The organism is Pseudomonas sp. fls2-241-R2A-110 (assembly GCF_030209165.1).
In the GTDB taxonomy this organism is placed as follows: Bacteria; Pseudomonadota; Gammaproteobacteria; order Pseudomonadales; family Pseudomonadaceae; genus Aquipseudomonas.
Genome location: NZ_JARVSN010000002.1, coordinates 38722 through 57211 on the forward strand (window position 1 = coordinate 38722; position 18490 = coordinate 57211).

Genomic DNA, 18490 nt, shown 5'->3' on the forward strand with positions numbered 1-18490 from the left:
TTGTAGCTTGCTACAAACAACATGAGTGATTGCGCATAACGGGCAAACCGAGGATTGATGCGCGCATGTTCAGATAAGGAATGCCTCATGGTGAGGATTACAGTTGTTCTATGCGCGGCGCTGACGTGCCTGTCGGCCCATGTGATGGCCGATGGCATCACGGGTGAAGCGGGTTTGGGCCTGAGTTATCAGCCTCACGACCCGACCGGCAGCCGCTATGAAACCCGGCCGGTGCCGTATCTGGATCTGGATTGGGGTGATGTCAGCCTCAGCACTGATGACGGGTTGACCTGGAGTGCCTTGAAGACCAATGGCTTCAGCGCCGGGCCGTTTCTGAATTACCTGCCGGGGCGCACCGCCAACGGCGATTTGCAGGGCTTGCACGACGTGCCGGACATGGGCGTCGTCGGTGGGTTCGTGCAGTACGCGCCGGCTGATTTCTGGCGGGTGTTTGCCACGTTGGGCGAGGCCATCGGCGGGCCGGAGGGCGTGGTCGGGCGCTTGGGTGGCGAGATGGGTTACCCGCTGGGTGGCGGCGTGATCGGCAGCACTAACCTGACCGCGCACTATGCCGATGCCCAGCAGAATCAGGCGTTTTACGGCGTCGGTGCCCACGCGTCGCAGGCCTCGGGCATTGCCCGTTACAACGCCAGTGGCGGTTTTCAGAATGTCGCGCTGACCCAGAGCTTCGAGTTTCCGTTGACCCCGCAGTGGTCGCTGGTGACCAGCGCCAGCTGGATTCACCTGACCGGCTCGGCGGCGGACAGCAGCATCGTCAAAGCGGTCGGCGATACCAATCAGGGTGAGGTGCAGGCAGCGGTGGCTTACAAGTTCAAGTAGACATTCGATGATCGTTCCCACGCTCTGCGTGGGAACGATCCGGGTCAGGTTTCTTCACCCTCGGCCAACAACGCAATCCCGCCAATAATCACCGCCACGCCCACCCAGTGCAGCAGGCTGATCTGTTCGCCCAGCCCCAGCCACGAGCCCAACAACACCCCGACAAACACCAATGAGCTGAGTGGAAACGCCAGGGACAGACTGCTGCGGCGCAAAATCAGCATCCACACAAAGAACGCGCCGATGCCGCACCCCACCGCAAACAGTACGCCGGGGTCGACCACCACCGATTGCAACCATTGCAAGGTGAAGGTCATTTGGCCGATTTGATCGCCGCCCACCTTGGTCGCGATTTGCCCGGCACTTTCCAGAAGAATCAACAGCGCCCAAAGCACAACAGTGCCGAATCTCCCGTGCAGCCAATCCATCGAAAGGTTCCTTTTACTGATCAATTGAGCGTCAGGCATGGCCGGCACACACGAGCATCACGCCCACTGTAATCACCAGGGTTGCGAGCCAGCGTCGGCGGCTGACGGTTTCACCGAGCACCACTTTGCCCGCCAGCACCACGCCGCAATAGGCCAGGGCGCCGGCCGGGAACAACAGGCTCAAAGGCGCTCGGGACAAGGCTTCGAGCCAGACGAAAAATTCCAGCGCATAAGCGCCGATACCGGCCCACAGCAGCGGAGCGTTGAACACTTGGCCCCAGAATGCATTCAGCCGGAAACCGCCTTCCAGTTCTGGCAGTCGGTCCAGGCCGAGCTTGAAGCAAAGCTGGCCGATGACGTCCAGCACGATGGAAAAGGCGACCAGCAGCACGACGGTCAGCGTCAGGTCGGGATCTAGGAAGGTCACGGTCAGGATTCACCCTTTGGTGGGCGCTCCCAGACACCGGGTTCATCACACATGAAGGCCGGCCGAGAGGGCTTTGGGGGTAAATGCAAGGGGCGGGCCAGCACCTGCTGCGCCGTCCCAGTGTGGGAGCGGGCTTGCTCGCGAAGATGCCGGCACATTCAATATTGACGTCGACTGACACGACGCCTTCGCGAGCAAGCCCGCTCCCACAGGGGGATTGGCGTTACTCAGGCGTGAAGGCGAACCCAGACTGAAACGAGCACAGTGGCCGCCATCAACCACGCCACCGCCGCCACCGCCAGCGAAGCTTCCAGCCGCATGCGGTCGACCATCACATACAGCGTCGCCAAATACACGAAGTACGGAATGATCGACCACATCCCGAACACGATGGTGGTCTTCAGGTCATCCAGCGAGCGGCCCTTGCCGACGATGTAATGCGCGATCAGCGCAAAGGTCGGAAACAGCGGCACCAGCCCTGCGATGTAATAGTTCCGGGTCTTGGCCAGCGCCGCCAGAATGACCACGACCGCCGCACCCAGCGCGGCTTTGAGAAGCAGATCCATCAGTGGCTCAACCCGTATTTTTTGACTTTATCGAACAGTGTGGTCTTGGCCATGCCCAGTTCCAGGCTGGCCTGGGTCAGGTTGCCGCCGCTGCGTTGTAATGCATCGCTGAGCAGATTACGTTCAAACGCTTCCACCGCTTCAGCGAAGCCCAGGCCCTGATTGCTGCCGCTGGCACCGGACTTCTTGAAGGCTGGCAGGCCAAGGGCAAACCGTTCGGCGACGTTGCGCAATTCCCGTACGTTGCCCGGCCAGTCGTGGCTCATCAGGTTCGACAGCGTCTGGTTGTCCAGCTCCGGCACCGCGCGGTCGAAGCGCAGGGACGACTGCTGCAGGAAGTGCTCGAACAGTTGCAGGATATCCTCGCGCCGTTCGCGCAAGGGCGGCAGTTCAAGGGTCACCACGTTCAGGCGGTAATACAGGTCGCTGCGGAATTCGCCCGCTTTGCTTGACTGGTCAAGGTCGGACTTGGTCGCCGCGATCACCCGGCAATCCACCGCCACGCTCTGGTTCGAACCAAGGCGTTCCAGGGTGCGTTCCTGCAACACCCGCAGCAGTTTGATCTGCAAGGGCAGGGGCATGCTTTCCACTTCGTCGAGGAACAGCGTGCCGCCGTCGGCGTGTTCGATCTTGCCGATCCGCCGTTTTCCGGCGCCGGTGAAGGCGTTGGCTTCATGGCCGAAGATTTCGCTTTCGAACAGGTTCTCCGGCAAGCCGCCGCAGTTGAGCGCAACGAACTGCTTGGCGTGGCGACGGCTGAAGTCATGCAGGCAGCGCGCAACCAGTTCCTTGCCGGTGCCGGTCTCGCCCTCGATCAGCACGTTGGCCGACGTATCGGCGACGTTGGCGATCAGTTCCCGCAAGTTCTGCATGGCGGGCGAACGGCCGATGATCCGGCCTTCCAGGGAATCGCGCTCCGCCAGTTGGCGACGCAGCGACGATACTTCCCGCGCCAGGCTGCGTTGCTCCAGTGCGCGGCGTGCCACATCCACCAGACGTTCCGGGGAGAAGGGTTTCTCCATGAAGTCATAGGCGCCTTTCTGCATCGCGCCCACCGCCATGGAGATATCGCCGTGGCCGGTGATCAGCACCACCGGCAGGCTGCGATCACGGGCCTTGAGCCGGGTCAGCAGTTCCAGGCCGTCGATGCCCGGCAGGCGGATGTCGCTGATGACGATGCCGGCAAAGTTGTCGCCGACCCGCTCCAGCGCTTCTTCGGCGCTGCCCACGCCCACGCAGGGAATGTCTTCGAGGGTCAGCGCCTGTTGGCAGCCGAGCAGCACATGGGGGTCGTCTTCGACGATCAGCACACTAAGGTCGTTGTTCATATTGGCTCGGCGGGAGTGGGGCTTACCAACGGTAAACTGAGGACGAAGGTGGTACCACCGCTGGCCGGGTGTTCGACACCCAGGTGCCCGCCAGTGGCGGCGGCCAGGCTGGCGGACAGGGTCAGGCCGAGGCCCAGGCCCTGTTCACCGGGTTTGGTGGTAAAGAACGGTTCGAACAAATGCTTGCGCGCTTCGGCGTCGATACCGTGGCCGTTGTCGCGAACGCGCAGGCGGTATTTACCATCGAATTCTTCGCCTTCCAGCCACAATTCCGGCAGCGGTTGGGCCTGCATGGCGTCGAAGGCGTTGCCGATCAGGTTGACCAGGATCTGCTCCAGGCGAGTCTGGTCGATGCACACCTGCACATCGTCGAATTCGCGGTGCACTTGCACAGGTGCACTTTCCATGCGGCCGCCGAGCAGTTGTAGCGCCGCGTCCACCGCTTTGCCCAGGCAAGCCTGGCCCTTGTCGTCGCCACGGCGGGCAAAGGAACGCAGGCTGGCGGTGATTCGGCCCATGCGGTCGATCAATTCGTTGATGGTCTTGAGGTTGGTGCTGGCGACGTCCAGTTGACCGCGCTCCAGAAAGCGCACCGTGTTGCCGGACAACGTGCGCAACGCCGCCAGCGGCTGATTCAATTCGTGGGCGATGCTGGTCGACATCTGGCCGATGGCCGCGAGTTTTCCAGCCTGCACCAGTTCATCCTGGGCGCGACGCAGCGTTTCTTCGGCCTGTCGCCGTTCGCGGATCTGGCTCTTGAGCCGTTCGTTGCTGGCGCGCAGGTCGGTGGTGCGTTCGGTAATCCGACGCTCCAGTTGATTGTTGGCTTCCTGCAAGGCTTCCCGGGCCGCGAGGCGGGTGGCAATGACCTTGCGCCGCTCGTTCCAGGCGATCAGCAGGAACGCCACCAGGGCAAATGCGACCGCCACCAGAATCCCCTGATTGATCGCTTCGCGGCGCAAATCCTGTAGCGGCGTGAGCAGGGTGAAATTCCAGGGCGTGTCACTCAAGGGGCGGGTTTGCGAGAGGTAGCTGATGTCCTCTTGATCGGATTCCACTTCGCTGTTGGCGGGGAAGGTCAGTTTTTCCTCGCCTTCGGCCAGTTTTTCCCGAGCCAGCGGTTGCAGCTCGTTCAGCGGGTACCAGTAGTACTGAAGGCTGCGGGCGAGTTTTTCCTTGGTTTCATCGCTCAGCGGCACGACTGATTTCAAACGCCGTGCCGGATCGCTGGAAAGAATGATGATGCCGTTCTCGTCACTGACGAAGGCTTCCAGGCGTGCGCGTTGCCAGCGTTCTTCCATGGCTTCGAGGCGCACTTTGACCACCGCGACGCCGATGATCTTGCCGTGTTCTTCCAGGCCGTGGGCCAGGTAGTAACCGGGTTCGCCGCTGGTGCTGCCGATGCCGTAGAAGCGCCCCGGCTGACCGCGCACGGCGTTCTGGAAATAGGCGCGAAAGGACAGGTCTTCACCCAGGTAACTGTCGACATCGCGCCAGTTGCTGGTGGCCATCACGCGGCCGGTGGTGTCCATCACATAGATAGCCCGACTGCGACTGCGCCGGTTCAGGCCTTCAAGGTAATCATTGACCGTTTGCCGGTGTTCCGGCGTTGGGTCGGCCAGCAGCGTTGAAACGCTGGATTCGAGTTCCAGCAGGCTGGGCAGGTAGGTGTATTTGCTGATCTCGCTCTCGACGGCACGGGCGTGCAGTTCGAGCTGACGCTGACCGTTCTCGCTGAGGCTACGGATTCCGTAGTGTTCACTGACCCAGAAGCCGATGTAACCCAGTCCGATCATCAGGGCGATGATCAGCGGCGGCAGGCACAACTGGCGAATCAGACGGGGTTTCACGGCGAGTGATGGCGGCGCTGCGCGATAGAGAGTGGGGTCGCATTTCATCACAGATGCCTTGGGTCAACCACAACACTTGATCTCGAACCACCACCGTCCCCTGTGGGAGCGAGCTTGCTCGCGATAAGGTCAGTCCAGCCAACATTGATGTTGAATGTCAGTCCGCCATCGCGAGCAAGCTCGCTCCCACAGGTGATTTGTGTGGTATCGAGCGAGCGTTCGCTACTCAGTGCTGCAGAATCTTGTTGAGGAAATGCTGTGTCCGTTCGGCACGGGCAGTGATATCGCCGAAGAACTCTTCTTTCTTGCAGTCTTCGATGATTTTGCCTGCGTCCATGAAGATCACCCGGTCGGCCACTTTACGGGCGAAGCCCATTTCGTGGGTTACGCACATCATGGTCATGCCTTCGTGGGCCAGTTGCACCATCACGTCGAGCACTTCGTTGACCATTTCCGGGTCCAGCGCCGAGGTCGGTTCGTCGAACAGCATGACGATCGGGTCCATCGCCAGCGCACGGGCAATCGCCACACGCTGTTGCTGACCACCGGAAAGCTGGCCCGGATGCTTGTGTGCATGGGCAGACAGCCCGACGCGTTCAAGCAGTTGCAGGCCTTTCTTGGTGGCTTCTTCCTTGCTGCGGCCCAACACCTTGATCTGCGCGATGGTCAGGTTTTCGGTGATGGTAAGGTGCGGGAACAGTTCGAAATGCTGGAACACCATGCCCACGCGCGAACGCAGTTTCGGCAGGTTGGTCTTCGGGTCGGCGATGGAGGTGCCGTCGACCACGATGTCACCTTTCTGGAACGGTTCCAGGGCGTTGACGCATTTGATCAGCGTGGATTTACCGGAACCGGACGGCCCGCACACCACAATCACCTCGCCTTTTTTGACCTCGGTGCTGCAATCAGTCAGTACCTGGAAGTCCCCATACCACTTGTTGACGTTCTTGATAGAGATCATACGGCGAACCTTTTTTGCAGACGCTTGACCAGCTGCGAGGCGGCAAAGCTGATGATGAAGTATGTGAAACCGGCGAAGATCAGGAACTCATTGGAGCGGCCGATGATGTCGCCACTGGCACGTGAAGCATTGAGGAAGTCCACCAGGCCGACCGCATAGACCAGCGACGTGTCCTGGAACAGGATGATGCTCTGTTGCAGCAACAGCGGGGTCATCTTGCGGAACGCTTGCGGCAGGATGATCAAACGCATCATCTGGCCATAGGTCATGCCCAGCGCCTGGGCGGCACCCATCTGGCCCTTGGGAATCGACTGCACGCCGGCCCGGACGATTTCGCAGAAGTACGCCGCTTCGAACATCATGAAGGCCACGATGCAGGACGCGAACGCACCGATCGGAGTGTCTTCGCCGGTGATCCAGCGCAGCACGAACGGCACCGCCAGGTAGAACCAGGTGATGACCAGCAGCAGCGGGATGGAACGGAAGTAGTTGACGTAGGCGCCGGCAAGGTTCGACAGCAGTTTGCTGTGGGACAGACGGCACAGCGCCAGGATGGTGCCGAGGATGATCCCGCCGATCACGCCCATGGCCATCAGCTGCAGGGTCATGACCATGCCGTTCCACAAACCCGGCAGGGACGGGATGATGCCCGAAAAGTCGAATTCCATCATTTACCCCCTACGGAGATCAGGCCCGGTACGGCGACTTTCTTCTCGACCAGGCGCATCAGCAGCATCAGGCTCATGTTCAGGGTGAAATAGATCAGGGTCGCCAGGGTGAACGCCTCGAACAGGTTGGCAGAGAACTCGGCGGTCTGTTTGGTCTGCGCGAGCAACTCCATCAGGCCGATCAGCGAGGCCACGGACGTGTTCTTGAACACGTTGAGAAATTCCGAGGTGAGCGGCGGAATGATGATTCGGTAGGCCTGGGGCAGCAGCACGTTCCAGTAGATCTGCGGCAGCTTGAAACCCATGGCGCGAGCCGCGGACTCCTGGCCTTTGGGCAGGGCCTGGATACCGGTGCGCACTTGTTCACAAACGCGAGCAGTGGTGAACAGGCCCAGGCAGACGACGACGCTGAGGAAAGCCGAAGTGGTCGGGTTGAGGTCCTGTTTGTACCAGTCCTGCAGGTTTTGCGGCAGCAGGTCGGGTACCAGGAAGTACCAGATGAACAGCTGAACCAGCAGCGGCACGTTACGGAAGAGTTCGACGTAGCAGGTCGCGATGCCCGATACGATGCGATTCGGCACGGTGCGCATGACGCCCAGAACCGAACCCAGTGTCAGGGCAATGATCCAGGCCACGATGGCGATGGCGATGGTCCAGCCCAAACCGGAGATGTACCAGTCGAGATACGTCTCGCTGCCCACGCCGGTGGACTTGAAGAACACGCCCCAGTCCCAGTTGTAATTCATTAGGGTCTCCCCTCTGATCGATCGATGTACAAGTGCCCGCCTGGGGAAGCTCCGTTCCCGCCCGATCTAGTCGATCAGGCACACACGAGCGGCTCGACAACCACCAATTCGAGTGTTTCCAAAAATGCCAGCAGGGAGTGACAACCTCCCGAAAGGGCAGCGGCCCTTTCAGGAGATAAGGTTAGTCAGAAATCAGGACTTCTTGTCGTCAGCCGCTTTGTCGGTCGGGTTGGCGATCAGGGCCTTGAGCTCGTCGCTCATCGGGAAGTTCAGGTTCAGGCCTTTTGGCGGAATTGGCTGCATGAACCACTTGTCGTAGATCTTGTTGATCTCGCCCGATTTGTAGGTTGCGATGATCGCGTCATCCACAGCCTTCTTGAACGGTTCGTCGCCCTTGCGGACCATGCAGCCGTAGATTTCGTAGGACTGAGGTGTACCGGTAACCGCCCAGTCATCGGCTTTCTTGGCCTTGGCTGCTTCGCCGGCCAGCAAGGCGTCATCCATCATGAACGCAACGGCACGACCCGATTCCAGCATCTGGAAGGACTCGCCGTGGTCTTTGGCGGAGATGACGTTCATGCCCATCTGCTTGTCGGCATTCATCGACTTGAGGATGCGCTCGGACGTGGTGCCCGCGGTGGTCACGACGTTCTTGCCCTTGAGGTCGTCGAAGTCCTTGTACGCGGAGCCTTTCTTGGTCAGCAGGCGGGTGCCGATTTCGAAGATGCCGACGGAGAAGTCAACTTGTTGCTGACGTTCCACGTTGTTGGTGGTGGAGCCGCACTCGACGTCCACGGTGCCGTTCTGCACCAGCGGAATACGGGTTTGCGAAGTCACGAGGTTGTATTTGACCTGGAGATTGGGCATATCCAGGTCTTTCTTGATGGCTTCGACGATTTTCATCTGGATATCGTGGGAGTAGCCCATCGGCTTGCCGGTGGCGTCCGCGATATAGGAAAACGGAATGGAAGCGTCACGATGCCCGAGGGTGATGGTGCCGGACTCTTTGATCTTCTTCAGTGTGCCGGTGAGCTCGGCAGCGAAAACTGGAGTGCTAATCAGAGCGGCAGCAATGGCTGCGCCCAGGAGATGGGGAACGATGCGCATCAAATTTTCCTCGACATTGTTTTTTTTATGGAGCCAGTTCATCGGCCCTTTTGTGCTTTGAATGACCGGCAGCTCTTGAAGAGCGGGGGCAACTGGCATTCGTCCAAGAGTGTAGAGCATGACTCGTGCCAGGCCAGGTGAGACAAATCAAACTGTTGATTTATAAGAAGAATAAATATTTATGGCAGGGTTTTTCCCAAAAGATAATCCGGTTTACCGAATCGACCGACAGGTTGCGTTCGGAAAACCGAATGCAATCTCCGGCCTATCCTAATCCCTGTAGGAGTGAGCCTGCTCGCGATGAGGTCGTCAGATCCGGCAGCGGTGTTGACTGACATTCCGCTATCGCGAGCAGGCTCACTCCCACAAGAGAAATGTTTGCCTGGGGGAATGCAAAAAGCCCCTGAATCGTGAGATTCAGGGGCTTGCGTTTAACCGGGCTACCGATCAGGCCGCTTCGATCTTGCTACGGTTCTGCTCGACCTTGCTCAGGTAATCCGCCAGTTTCTGCTGTTCCGCCGGGGTGGTGAACAAGCCCAGCTTGCTGCGGCGCCACAGAATGTCGTGCGCGGTGGTCGCCCACTCTTCGCTGCACAGGTAATCGACTTCACGGGTGTAGAGACCGCCACCGATGTGCTCGCCCAGGTCGCTGAGATTCTGCACGCCTTCGAGCATGCGCCAGGTACGGCTGCCATAGGTGGTGGCCCAGCGGCGGGCGATCTCGGTCGGCACCCAGTCGTACTTGTCGCGAATCAAGGCGCACAAGGCCTGCGGGGTGGTCATGTCTTCACCGCCCGGCAGGGTGGCGGTGGCCGTCCAGCTTGGCTTGATGTGCTTGAAGTACGGAGCGAGTTGAGCCAGCGCCGACTCGGCCAGTTTGCGGTAAGTGGTCAGCTTTCCGCCGAACACCGACAGCAGCGGCGCTTCTTCGCCGGTGCCGGACAGCGCCAGGGTGTAATCGCGGGTGACGGCCGACGGATTGTCGGATTCGTCGTTGCACAGCGGGCGAACCCCGGAGTAACTGTGCAGGATATCCTCGCGGCTGATCTGCTTCTTGAAGTGAGCGTTGACCACTTTGAGCAGGTAATCGGTTTCGCCTTCAGTAATCGCCACTTTGGCCGGGTCACCGGTGTACTCACGGTCGGTGGTGCCGATCAGGGTGAAGTGGTTCAGGTACGGAATCGTGAAGACGATGCGCTGATCTTCGTTTTGCAGAATGTGCGCGTGTTCGCCTTCGTACAGCTTCGGCACGATCAGGTGGCTGCCCTGGATCAGGCGGATGCCATACGGCGATTCCATCTTCAGGTCGTCACGAATGAACTTGGCGACCCATGGGCCGGCCGCGTTCACCAGTGCCTTGGCGCGAATCGAAAACAGGCTGCCATCGGCGCGTTCCAGGTGCAGGTGCCACAGACCCTTGATACGACGAGCGCTGACGCAGCGGGTCTGGGTGTGGACATGGGCGCCTTTCTCGCGGGCGGCCATGGCGTTCAACACCACCAGGCGCGCGTCGTCGACCCAGCAGTCGGAATATTCGAAGCCCTTGGTGATTTCGCTTTTGAGCGGGCTGTCGGAACCGAACTTCAGGCTTTTCGAACCTTCCAGTTTTTCCCGCTTGCCTAGATTGTCATACAGGAACAGGCCCGCGCGGATCATCCACGCCGGGCGCAAGTGCGGACGGTGCGGCAGCACGAAACGCATTTGCTTGACGATGTGCGGAGCCTTGGCCAGCAGCACTTCGCGCTCGGCCAGTGCTTCGCGCACCAGACGGAATTCGTAATGTTCCAGGTAGCGCAAGCCGCCGTGGATCAGCTTGCTGCTGGCCGACGAAGTGTGGCTGGCCAGATCGTCCTTTTCACAAAGGAATACCGAAAGACCGCGACCGGCGGCATCCGCTGCGATCCCCACGCCATTGATCCCGCCACCGATGACGGCAATGTCGTAGACCTCAGCAAGGGGGGGCGTAGGCAAGGTAGAAGTGGGCATCGGCAGGCCTCGGGCTTTTTTGATTTTCTGTATTGGAATTCGAACATTAATGTTCATTTGCGAAAATGGTAGCCCATAAAGCCGCCCACAGCCAGTCAACTTCGATTGAAAATACTGATCGAAGGGCGGCTAAAGGAAAATTTCCGAACATTTAAACGCGCGATAAGGCGCAAGAAGTGTGTTGCGCAGGCGATCGCCATCGCGGGCAAGCCCGCTCCCACAGGTCCAGGCGGCCTTGTGGGAGCGGGCTTGCCCGCGATGGCGTCGGTAGGAACGACGAAGAGATGAGGGGGTTAAACGACTTCCAGCCGAATCTTGTGCTGACTCAGCAATTGCGCCAACGCTGGCGATGGCGGCTGATCGGTCACCAGGCAATCGATCAAGCTGATCGGCCCCAGGCGAATCATGGCGTTGCGCCCGAATTTGCTGGAGTCCGCTGCCAGAATGACCTGGCGTGCATTGGCGATGATCGCCTGCGACACCCGCACTTCCTGATAATCGAAGTCCAGCAGGCTGCCGTCCTCATCGATGCCGCTGATGCCGACCAGCGCAAAGTCGACCTTGAACTGATTGATGAAATCGACACTCGCCTGACCGACCACGCCACCGTCGCGCCGCACATTGCCACCCGTCAGCAGGACGTCGAAGTCGTCCTTGGCGCTGAGCATCGAGGCGACGTGCAGGTTGTTGGTGATGATTTTCAGATGATTGTGATTGAGCAGCGCCCGGGCAATCGACTCGGTGGTGGTGCCGATGTTGATGAACAGCGAGGCGTGATCAGGGATCTGGGCCGCAACGGCTTCACCGATACGCTGCTTTTCATCGCGCATTTGATCGGCGCGCATGGCGTAGGCGGTGTTTTCGACACTGGAATCGTAGGCAGCGCCGCCATGGTAGCGGCGCAGCAAATTGGCTTCCGCGAGCTGATTGATGTCGCGGCGGATGGTCTGCGGTGTAACGACGAACAACGTAGCCATTTCCTCGATGCTGACATAGCCGCGTTCGCGGACCAGTTCGAGGATTTGTTGCTGACGGGGAGGCAGATTCATGGGGCTTCCTTTGGGCTGCCGTGCAAAATTTGCCCATGATGCCGCACGAATCCACTCCCTGCCAGTTACATACTGATACGAGTCCTCAGCTTGGCTTATTCAGCGCCCTCATGCGGTTCCCAGTCACGGGTGCGGCTGACGGCTTTTTTCCAGCCGGCGTAGAGTTTTTCCTTGGCGGTTTCGTCCAGGTTCGGTTCGAATTCGCGCTCGATGACCGCCTTGCCGCGCAACTCGTCCAGGCTGCCCCAGAAGCCACACGCCAGGCCGGCCAGGTAAGCCGCGCCCAGTGCTGTGGTCTCGCGCATTTGCGGACGTTCGACTTGTGTGCCGAGGATGTCGGCCTGGAACTGCATCAGGAAGTTGTTCGCCACCGCGCCGCCATCCACGCGCAGGGATTTCAGGCGTTCGCCGGAATCCTGTTGCATGGCGTCCAGCACGTCGCGGGTCTGGTAGGCAATCGATTCCAGCGCTGCGCGAATGATGTGATCCACGCGTACGCCGCGGGTCAGGCCGAACAAGGCGCCGCGGGCATACGGGTCCCAGTACGGTGCGCCCAGACCGGTAAAGGCCGGCACCAGGTAAACGCCGTTGCTGTCTTTGACCTTGTTGGCGAAGTATTCGGTGTCGTGGGCGTCGTTGATGATTTTCAGTTCATCGCGCAGCCACTGCACGGTCGAACCACCGTTGAACACGGCGCCTTCGAGCGCGTAAGCCACTTCGCCACGTGGGCCGCAAGCGATGGTGGTCAGCATGCCGTGCTTGGATTTCACGGCCTTGTCGCCGGTGTTCATCAGTAGGAAGCAGCCGGTGCCGTAGGTATTTTTCGCCTGGCCGGGCTCGACGCACATCTGGCCGAACAGGGCGGCCTGCTGGTCGCCAGCGATACCGCCGATGGCAATACCGCTTTTGGTGTGGCCATAGATTTCGGAAGAGGATTTAACTTCCGGCAGCATTTCGCGCGGAATATCCAGCACCTCCAGCATCTTCGCGTCCCACTCCAGGGTGTGGATGTTGAAGAGCATGGTGCGCGAGGCGTTGGTGTAGTCGGTAACGTGCACCTTGCCGCCGGTAAATTTCCAGATCAGCCAGCTGTCGACGGTGCCGAACAGCAATTCGCCATTGCGCGCACGCTCGCGGCTGCCTTCGACATTGTCGAGGATCCACTTGAGCTTGGTGCCGGAGAAGTACGGGTCGGTGACCAGGCCTGTGGTGTCGCTGATGTATTGCTCGTGGCCGTCACGCTTGAGCTGCTGGCAGATCTCGGTGCTGCGGCGGCACTGCCAGACGATCGCGTTATAGATCGGGCGGCCAGTGGTCTTGTCCCAGACCACGGTGGTTTCGCGCTGGTTGGTGATGCCGATGGCGGCGACCTGATCGTGATGCAGGCCGGCTTGAGCCAGGGCCTCGACCATCACGGCGCTTTGGGTAGCGAAGATTTCCATCGGGTCGTGTTCAACCCAGCCGGCTTGCGGATAGTGCTGTACGAATTCACGTTGGGCGGTGCAGACCACGTTCGCGTCGCGGTCGAAAATGATCGCGCGGGAACTGGTCGTACCCTGATCGAGGGCAATGATGTAGTTCTTATTCTGAGTGTCGGTCATGTCGATTGCCTTGGACGAAAAAAGGGAGAGGGATCAGGCGCGCAATCAATTGGGCAGGATCACGCGCCTACGGTATCAAGAAGTTCTTGGTTTGCCGTCAATGGCCGGTGTTGCGTCCGTTGTAGCAGGGATGGCGCCGGGCAGATGACGGGCAATCAGCCCGCGATAGGCGGCAGCGCCGAGGCAGGCACCGACAATCGGTGCAAAAATCGGAATCAGGAAATACGGAATATCGCGGCCGCCAGTGAGGGAAATTTCACCCCAGCCTGTAAAGAAAGTCATCAGCTTGGGACCAAAATCCCGTGCCGGGTTCATGGCGAAACCGGTCAGCGGGCCCATCGAACTGCCGATCACTGCGATCAGCAGACCGATCAGCAGCGGTGCCAGAGGGCCCTTTGGCAGACCGTTGTTGTCATCGGTCAGGGACATGATCACGCCCATCAGGATCGCCGTGATGATCACCTCGACCAGGAACGCCTGCGCCGTGGACAGGGCCGGGTTAGGGAAGGTGGAAAACACCGACGCTAATTCAAGACTGGCCTGCGTGCCACGAACCATATGGTGAGTTTGTTCGAAATCGAAGAAGAGGTTGCTGTACAGCGTATAGACCAAAAAGGCCCCGCAGAACGCGCCGGCAATCTGGGAGAGGATGTAGAACGGCAGTTTGCGCTTTTCGAAATCGGCAAAAATGCTCAACGCGATGCTGACAGCTGGATTGAGGTGAGCGCCGGAAACGCCGGCAGTCAGGTAAATCGCCATGCTCACGCCGACGCCCCAGATGATGCTGATTTCCCATAAGCCAAAGCTGGCGCCCGCGACCTTAAGCGCGGCAACACAACCAGTGCCGAAGAAGATCAGCAGCGCAGTGCCCAGAAACTCGGCCGTGCATTGGCTGGAGAGCGACGGTTGTTGTAAAGCAGTAGTCATTGAAAACCTCGTTTTTTGTTGTTGTCTGGCGCTTTTTTCATCATGGCCAAAGCGCGTTTTCCTCCGAGGCAGAATCCCCATCCTGTTCTCGGCCTGCTGCGGGTGCTGCTGTAAGACATTTCGTGCTGTATTCAGAAACGAAAAAATATAGACAAGAAACGCTGCTGTCAAAGGTCGAAAGTGAACCATCAGTCACATTTCAACTATTAGTCACGTGAATGATCGCAACGTTCACGCGGTGGACTGAGCGTGGATGAACGGCAAATCATGTGGCCAGGCCTATGAATGAGTGGCGCAATAGAGCCTTTTACTGAGCGATGGCCTAGAATTCAGCGCAGTATTTTTCTACAGCCGCCCCCGTCTGGAGTTGTCATGACCCCCGCATTGGATTTGTTGAAAAAAGTTCGAGCCGAACATCGCGTGCACAGTTACGAACATGATCCGAAGGCTGCGTCCTATGGACTGGAGGCCGCGGAAAAACTGGGATTGGACCCGGCACGGGTGTTCAAGACCTTGTTGGCCGCCAGTGAAAAAGGTGAATTGCTGGTGGCCGTGGTGCCGGTCGTCGGAAGTCTGGATCTCAAGCACCTGGCTCATGCGGCCGGTGTGAAAAAAGCTGAAATGGCTGATCCTGCCGCGGCACAACGCGCGACGGGTTACCTGTTGGGCGGCATCAGTCCGCTGGGACAGAAAAAGCGCCTGCGCACCTTCATCGACAACTCGGCGCAGCCCTTCGCCAGCATTTTTGTCAGCGCCGGTCGACGCGGGCTGGAAGTCGAGTTGGCGCCAGCGGTGCTGGCTGAACATACCCAAGCGAAATTCGCCGACATTGGCCGAGCCTGAGCCGCTGAATGACGAAAAATTGCCCGCTCTGTCACTGGTACGAATGGTCAGGCAACGACATCCTCGGTGGCCGGACATAAGGAGAAAGTCATGCAGCTAGCGTTTCATCAGGTCGACGCGTTCAGCGATCGGCCATTTAGTGGCAACCCGGCGATGGTCTATCGGCTCGAAGCCTGGCTCGCCGATGAGTTGATGCAGAAGATCGCCGCTGAGCACAATCTCGCCGAGACTGCCTTCGTGGTGCGCGAAGGGCAGGGCTGGCACATCCGCTGGTTCACGCCGGCCACCGAAGTGCCGCTATGCGGTCATGCGACCCTGGCGAGCGCTTATGTTTTGTTTGAGATCTACAACGAACCGGTCGAACGTCTGGACTTCATGTGCAAGTCCGGTCCGTTGAGTGTGAGTCGTGAGGGCGGGCGCTTGTGGCTGGATTTCCCGGCCATTGTGCCGTCAGAAGTGGGTGTGACCCTGGATGTCGAGCGCGCCTTGGGCGTCGAAGTGGTCGATGTGTTGGGTTCCAATGAATTGTTCGTGGTGCTGGAGTCCGAGCAAGCTGTGCTCGATTGTCAGCCTGACATGGTCGCGCTGGCCAAGCTGCCGTGGCCGGGCGCCATCGTCACTGCCAAGGGCAGTCGGCATGATTTCGTGTCCCGCTACTTTGCTCCGGCGATCGGCATCAACGAAGACCCGGTGACCGGTTCGACCCATTGCAGTCTGATTCCGTACTGGTCGAAGCGGTTGGGCAAGACGAATCTCACCGCCTACCAGTGCTCGAAGCGAGGCGGGGAGCTGTTCTGTCGACTGGAAGGGGATCGAGTGAAGATTGGCGGGCAGGCAACGCTGGTTGCGAGCGGAACGCTCATTCTCGGTTGACCAAAACTTACTGTGGGAGCGAGCTTGCTCGCGATAGCTGTGGTTCAGTCAACATCTCTGTTGAATGTGAAATTGCTATCGCGAGCAAGCTCGCTCCCACAGGGATTGTGCTGGTCAGCTGGCGGTGCTGTAGCGGCGGACACCGGACTCTACAGTCGGAATCTGCGCGGCCGTGCTGCCGGACGCCTGGAACAACACCAGATGTTCAGCCGCGACACGAATGCCCACTTCTGCCCCGACCAGATGATCGGCGTGGCTGGGGAAAATCGACTCCAGTTGCGCGCCGGTCGGCAGCTGCAAACGATAGAGCGTCGATGCACCCTGGAACGACTTGCCGACAATCCGCGCCTTCAATGCGCTGTCCGGCGCATAAACGATATCGTCCGGGCGCAGCAATACGTCCACTGCACCGCCTACCGGCCACGTGTAGGCTCGGTTGCCGCGCAACTCACCCAGTTCGGTCTGCACCGACTCCGGGCTGCTCAACTGGCCGCGGATGAAATAACCCTGGCCAATGAAACTCGCCACATAGGGTGTCAGCGGTTCGTGATACAGGTTGTAGGGCGTGTCCCATTGTTCCAGGCGACCTTCCTTGAAAACCCCGACATGATCGCTGACCGCGAAGGCTTCTTCCTGATCGTGGGTCACCAGAATCGCACTGGTGCCACGGGCCTTGAGAATGTCACGCACCTCATGGCTGAGCTTGCGTCGCAGTTCGCCATCGAGGTTGGAGAAGGGTTCGTCGAGCAGCAGCAATTGCGGTTCAGGCGCCAGTGCGCGGGCCAATGCGACACGCTGCTGCTGACCGCCGGACAACTCGTGCGGAAAGCGCTTGCCAAGGTTTTTCAGGTTGACCAGTTCCAGCAATTCTTCAGTGACACGCTCCTTTTGCGGATGCTTGCGGATCCCGAAGGCGATGTTCTCGGCGACACTCAAATGCGGAAACAGCGCGTAGTCCTGAAACACCATGCCAATCCGGCGTTTCTCCGGGGCAAGGGTGAAACCGGGTTTGGACAGGGTCTCGCCCGCCAAGGTGATTTCACCTTCGTGCACCGGTTCGAAACCGGCAATCGCCCGCAGTGTGGTGGTCTTGCCGCAGCCCGAGGAACCGAGCAGACAACCGATATCGCCGGCATTCAAATTCAGGTTGAGGTTCTGCACAACCCGCTGCTCTTGATAGCCGCAGGCGAGGTTGCGCAGATTGAGCAGTAATGGATGGCTCATGCGTGATGGTACGAAGGCGGGACGAGAAACTCGAGCAGGGCCTTTTGTGCATGAAGGCGGTTTTCTGCTTGATCCCAGGCGACCGAGCGTTTGTCGTCGAGCAGGTCGAGGCTGATTTCCTCGCCACGGTGAGCCGGCAGGCAGTGCATGAACAGCACGTCTTCGGCGGCCAGGTCGAGCAGGGCGCGGGTGACCTGGTACGGCGCGAACAGCTTCAGGCGTTTGGCGGTTTCTTCTTCCTGGCCCATGGAGGTCCAGACGTCAGTGCTCACCAGGTGGGCGCCGCGCACGGCATCCTGCGGATCGCGGACGATGGTCACGCGATCGCCGGCCTTGGCCAGGAATTGCGCATTGGGTTCAAAACCTTCAGGGCAGGCAACGCGCAACTGGAAGTCGAACTGGATCGCCGCTTCTATATAGCTGTTGCACATGTTGTTGCCATCGCCGATCCAGGCCACGGTCTTGCCCTGGATCGAACCACGGTGCTCGAGGAACGTCTGCATGTCGGCCAGCAACTGGCACGGATGCAGGTCATCGGACAGGCCGTTGATCAGCGGGACGCGCGAATTGGCGGCGAATTCGGTCAGTGTGCTATGGGAAAACGTGCGGATCATCACCGCATCGAGCATGCTCGACATGACAATGGCGGCGTCACCGATCGGCTCGCCACGGCCCAACTGGGTGTCGCGCGGCGACAGGAAGATAGCCTGGCCACCGAGCTGGATCATGCCCGCTTCGAAGGAAATACGGGTGCGGGTCGAGGATTTTTCGAAAATCATCCCCAGGACGCGGTTTTTCAGAGGCTCGAACAGTACGCCGCGGTTACGCAGGTCCTTGAGCTCAACGCCTCGACGGATCACGCTGACCAGCTCTTCGGGCGTGCAATCCATCAGGGAGAGAAAGTGCCTTGCGCTCATCATTGACTACCTTTTTGCAACAGACCGCAGATACTCAAAGCCTTGTTTAACTAAAAAAACGGGCGAGACCTGCGGCGTAAGCCGCACGGGGCGACGAAATAGGGGAAGGCGCGATCTTGACATTAAATGTCGCGTTTTTCCAATAGGCT

18 protein-coding genes are annotated in these 18490 nt (G+C 59.4%); 3 read left to right on the top strand and 15 right to left on the bottom strand.

From position 1 onward, the window contains the following. Positions 1-87 precede the first annotated feature (87 nt). Positions 88-840 (top strand): MipA/OmpV family protein, encoded by a 753-nt coding sequence (locus QRN31_RS00560; protein ID WP_285429492.1) that lies wholly within the window; start codon positions 88-90, stop codon positions 838-840. A gap of 44 nt (positions 841-884) precedes the next feature. Here QRN31_RS00560 and QRN31_RS00565 read toward each other — a convergent pair whose 3' ends face one another. The 13 genes from QRN31_RS00565 to QRN31_RS00625 all read right to left on the bottom strand — a co-directional run bounded on the left by QRN31_RS00565 (position 885) and on the right by QRN31_RS00625 (position 14484). After that, positions 885-1268, bottom strand: a complete 384-nt coding sequence (locus QRN31_RS00565) for a DMT family transporter (RefSeq protein ID WP_285429493.1) — start codon at positions 1266-1268, stop codon at positions 885-887. Between the two features lie 31 nt (positions 1269-1299). Next, positions 1300-1674: a DMT family transporter gene (locus tag QRN31_RS00570; protein WP_090188490.1), complete on the bottom strand. Its 375-nt coding sequence runs from the start codon at positions 1672-1674 to the stop codon at positions 1300-1302. Between the two features lie 248 nt (positions 1675-1922). Then, the gene (locus tag QRN31_RS00575; protein WP_285429494.1) at positions 1923-2261 is read right to left on the bottom strand and encodes a GlpM family protein; all 339 of its coding nucleotides are present in this window, start codon (positions 2259-2261) and stop codon (positions 1923-1925) included. Beyond that, entirely contained in the window at positions 2261-3589 is a 1329-nt protein-coding gene (gene aauR, locus QRN31_RS00580; RefSeq protein WP_285429495.1) for a two-component response regulator AauR, read from the bottom strand. The genes QRN31_RS00575 and aauR overlap by 1 nt, the downstream gene beginning before the upstream one ends. After that, on the bottom strand, positions 3586-5487 hold the full coding sequence (aauS, locus tag QRN31_RS00585) for a two-component sensor histidine kinase AauS (RefSeq protein WP_285429496.1): 1902 nt from the start codon (positions 5485-5487) through the stop codon (positions 3586-3588). Before aauS ends, aauR begins: the two co-directional genes overlap by 4 nt. 178 nt (positions 5488-5665) lie before the next feature. After that, a complete protein-coding gene (locus QRN31_RS00590) occupies positions 5666-6400 on the bottom strand; it encodes an amino acid ABC transporter ATP-binding protein (protein ID WP_090180665.1) in 735 nt (244 codons plus the stop codon). Beyond that, positions 6397-7068 carry an amino acid ABC transporter permease gene (locus tag QRN31_RS00595; RefSeq protein WP_090180668.1) on the bottom strand — a complete coding sequence of 224 codons (672 nt, stop codon included), beginning with the start codon at positions 7066-7068 and terminating at the stop codon, positions 6397-6399. Before QRN31_RS00595 ends, QRN31_RS00590 begins: the two co-directional genes overlap by 4 nt. Beyond that, complete coding sequence (locus QRN31_RS00600) at positions 7068-7814, bottom strand: amino acid ABC transporter permease (protein WP_090180671.1); 747 nt, start codon at positions 7812-7814, stop codon at positions 7068-7070. Before QRN31_RS00600 ends, QRN31_RS00595 begins: the two co-directional genes overlap by 1 nt. Positions 7815-8006: 192 nt before the next feature. Continuing rightward, entirely contained in the window at positions 8007-8921 is a 915-nt protein-coding gene (locus tag QRN31_RS00605) for a glutamate/aspartate ABC transporter substrate-binding protein (RefSeq protein ID WP_285429497.1), read from the bottom strand. Between the two features lie 447 nt (positions 8922-9368). Continuing rightward, a complete protein-coding gene (glpD, locus tag QRN31_RS00610) occupies positions 9369-10907 on the bottom strand; it encodes a glycerol-3-phosphate dehydrogenase (RefSeq protein ID WP_285429498.1) in 1539 nt (512 codons plus the stop codon). Positions 10908-11200: 293 nt separating this feature from the next. Further along, complete coding sequence (locus QRN31_RS00615; protein ID WP_285429499.1) at positions 11201-11956, bottom strand: DeoR/GlpR family transcriptional regulator; 756 nt, start codon at positions 11954-11956, stop codon at positions 11201-11203. A 95-nt stretch (positions 11957-12051) separates the two neighbouring features. Further along, positions 12052-13557 carry a glycerol kinase GlpK gene (gene glpK, locus QRN31_RS00620; RefSeq protein WP_285429500.1) on the bottom strand — a complete coding sequence of 502 codons (1506 nt, stop codon included), beginning with the start codon at positions 13555-13557 and terminating at the stop codon, positions 12052-12054. 75 nt (positions 13558-13632) lie between these two features. Continuing rightward, on the bottom strand, positions 13633-14484 hold the full coding sequence (locus tag QRN31_RS00625) for an MIP/aquaporin family protein (RefSeq protein WP_285429654.1): 852 nt from the start codon (positions 14482-14484) through the stop codon (positions 13633-13635). 372 nt (positions 14485-14856) lie between these two features. Between QRN31_RS00625 and ybaK the strand changes: the two genes are divergently transcribed. Both ybaK and QRN31_RS00635 read left to right on the top strand, forming a co-directional pair. After that, positions 14857-15327, top strand: coding sequence for a Cys-tRNA(Pro) deacylase (gene ybaK / locus QRN31_RS00630; protein WP_285429501.1), 471 nt, complete (start codon positions 14857-14859; stop codon positions 15325-15327). Positions 15328-15417: 90 nt separating this feature from the next. Further along, positions 15418-16200 carry a PhzF family phenazine biosynthesis protein gene (locus QRN31_RS00635; RefSeq protein WP_285429502.1) on the top strand — a complete coding sequence of 261 codons (783 nt, stop codon included), beginning with the start codon at positions 15418-15420 and terminating at the stop codon, positions 16198-16200. 114 nt (positions 16201-16314) lie between these two features. On the opposite strand, the gene QRN31_RS00640 is transcribed toward QRN31_RS00635, so the two are convergent. Both QRN31_RS00640 and argF read right to left on the bottom strand, forming a co-directional pair. Next, positions 16315-17424 carry an ABC transporter ATP-binding protein gene (locus QRN31_RS00640; RefSeq protein WP_285429503.1) on the bottom strand — a complete coding sequence of 370 codons (1110 nt, stop codon included), beginning with the start codon at positions 17422-17424 and terminating at the stop codon, positions 16315-16317. Continuing rightward, positions 17421-18341 (bottom strand): ornithine carbamoyltransferase, encoded by a 921-nt coding sequence (gene argF, locus QRN31_RS00645; RefSeq protein WP_222588257.1) that lies wholly within the window; start codon positions 18339-18341, stop codon positions 17421-17423. Before argF ends, QRN31_RS00640 begins: the two co-directional genes overlap by 4 nt. Between the last annotated feature and the right edge of the window lie 149 nt (positions 18342-18490).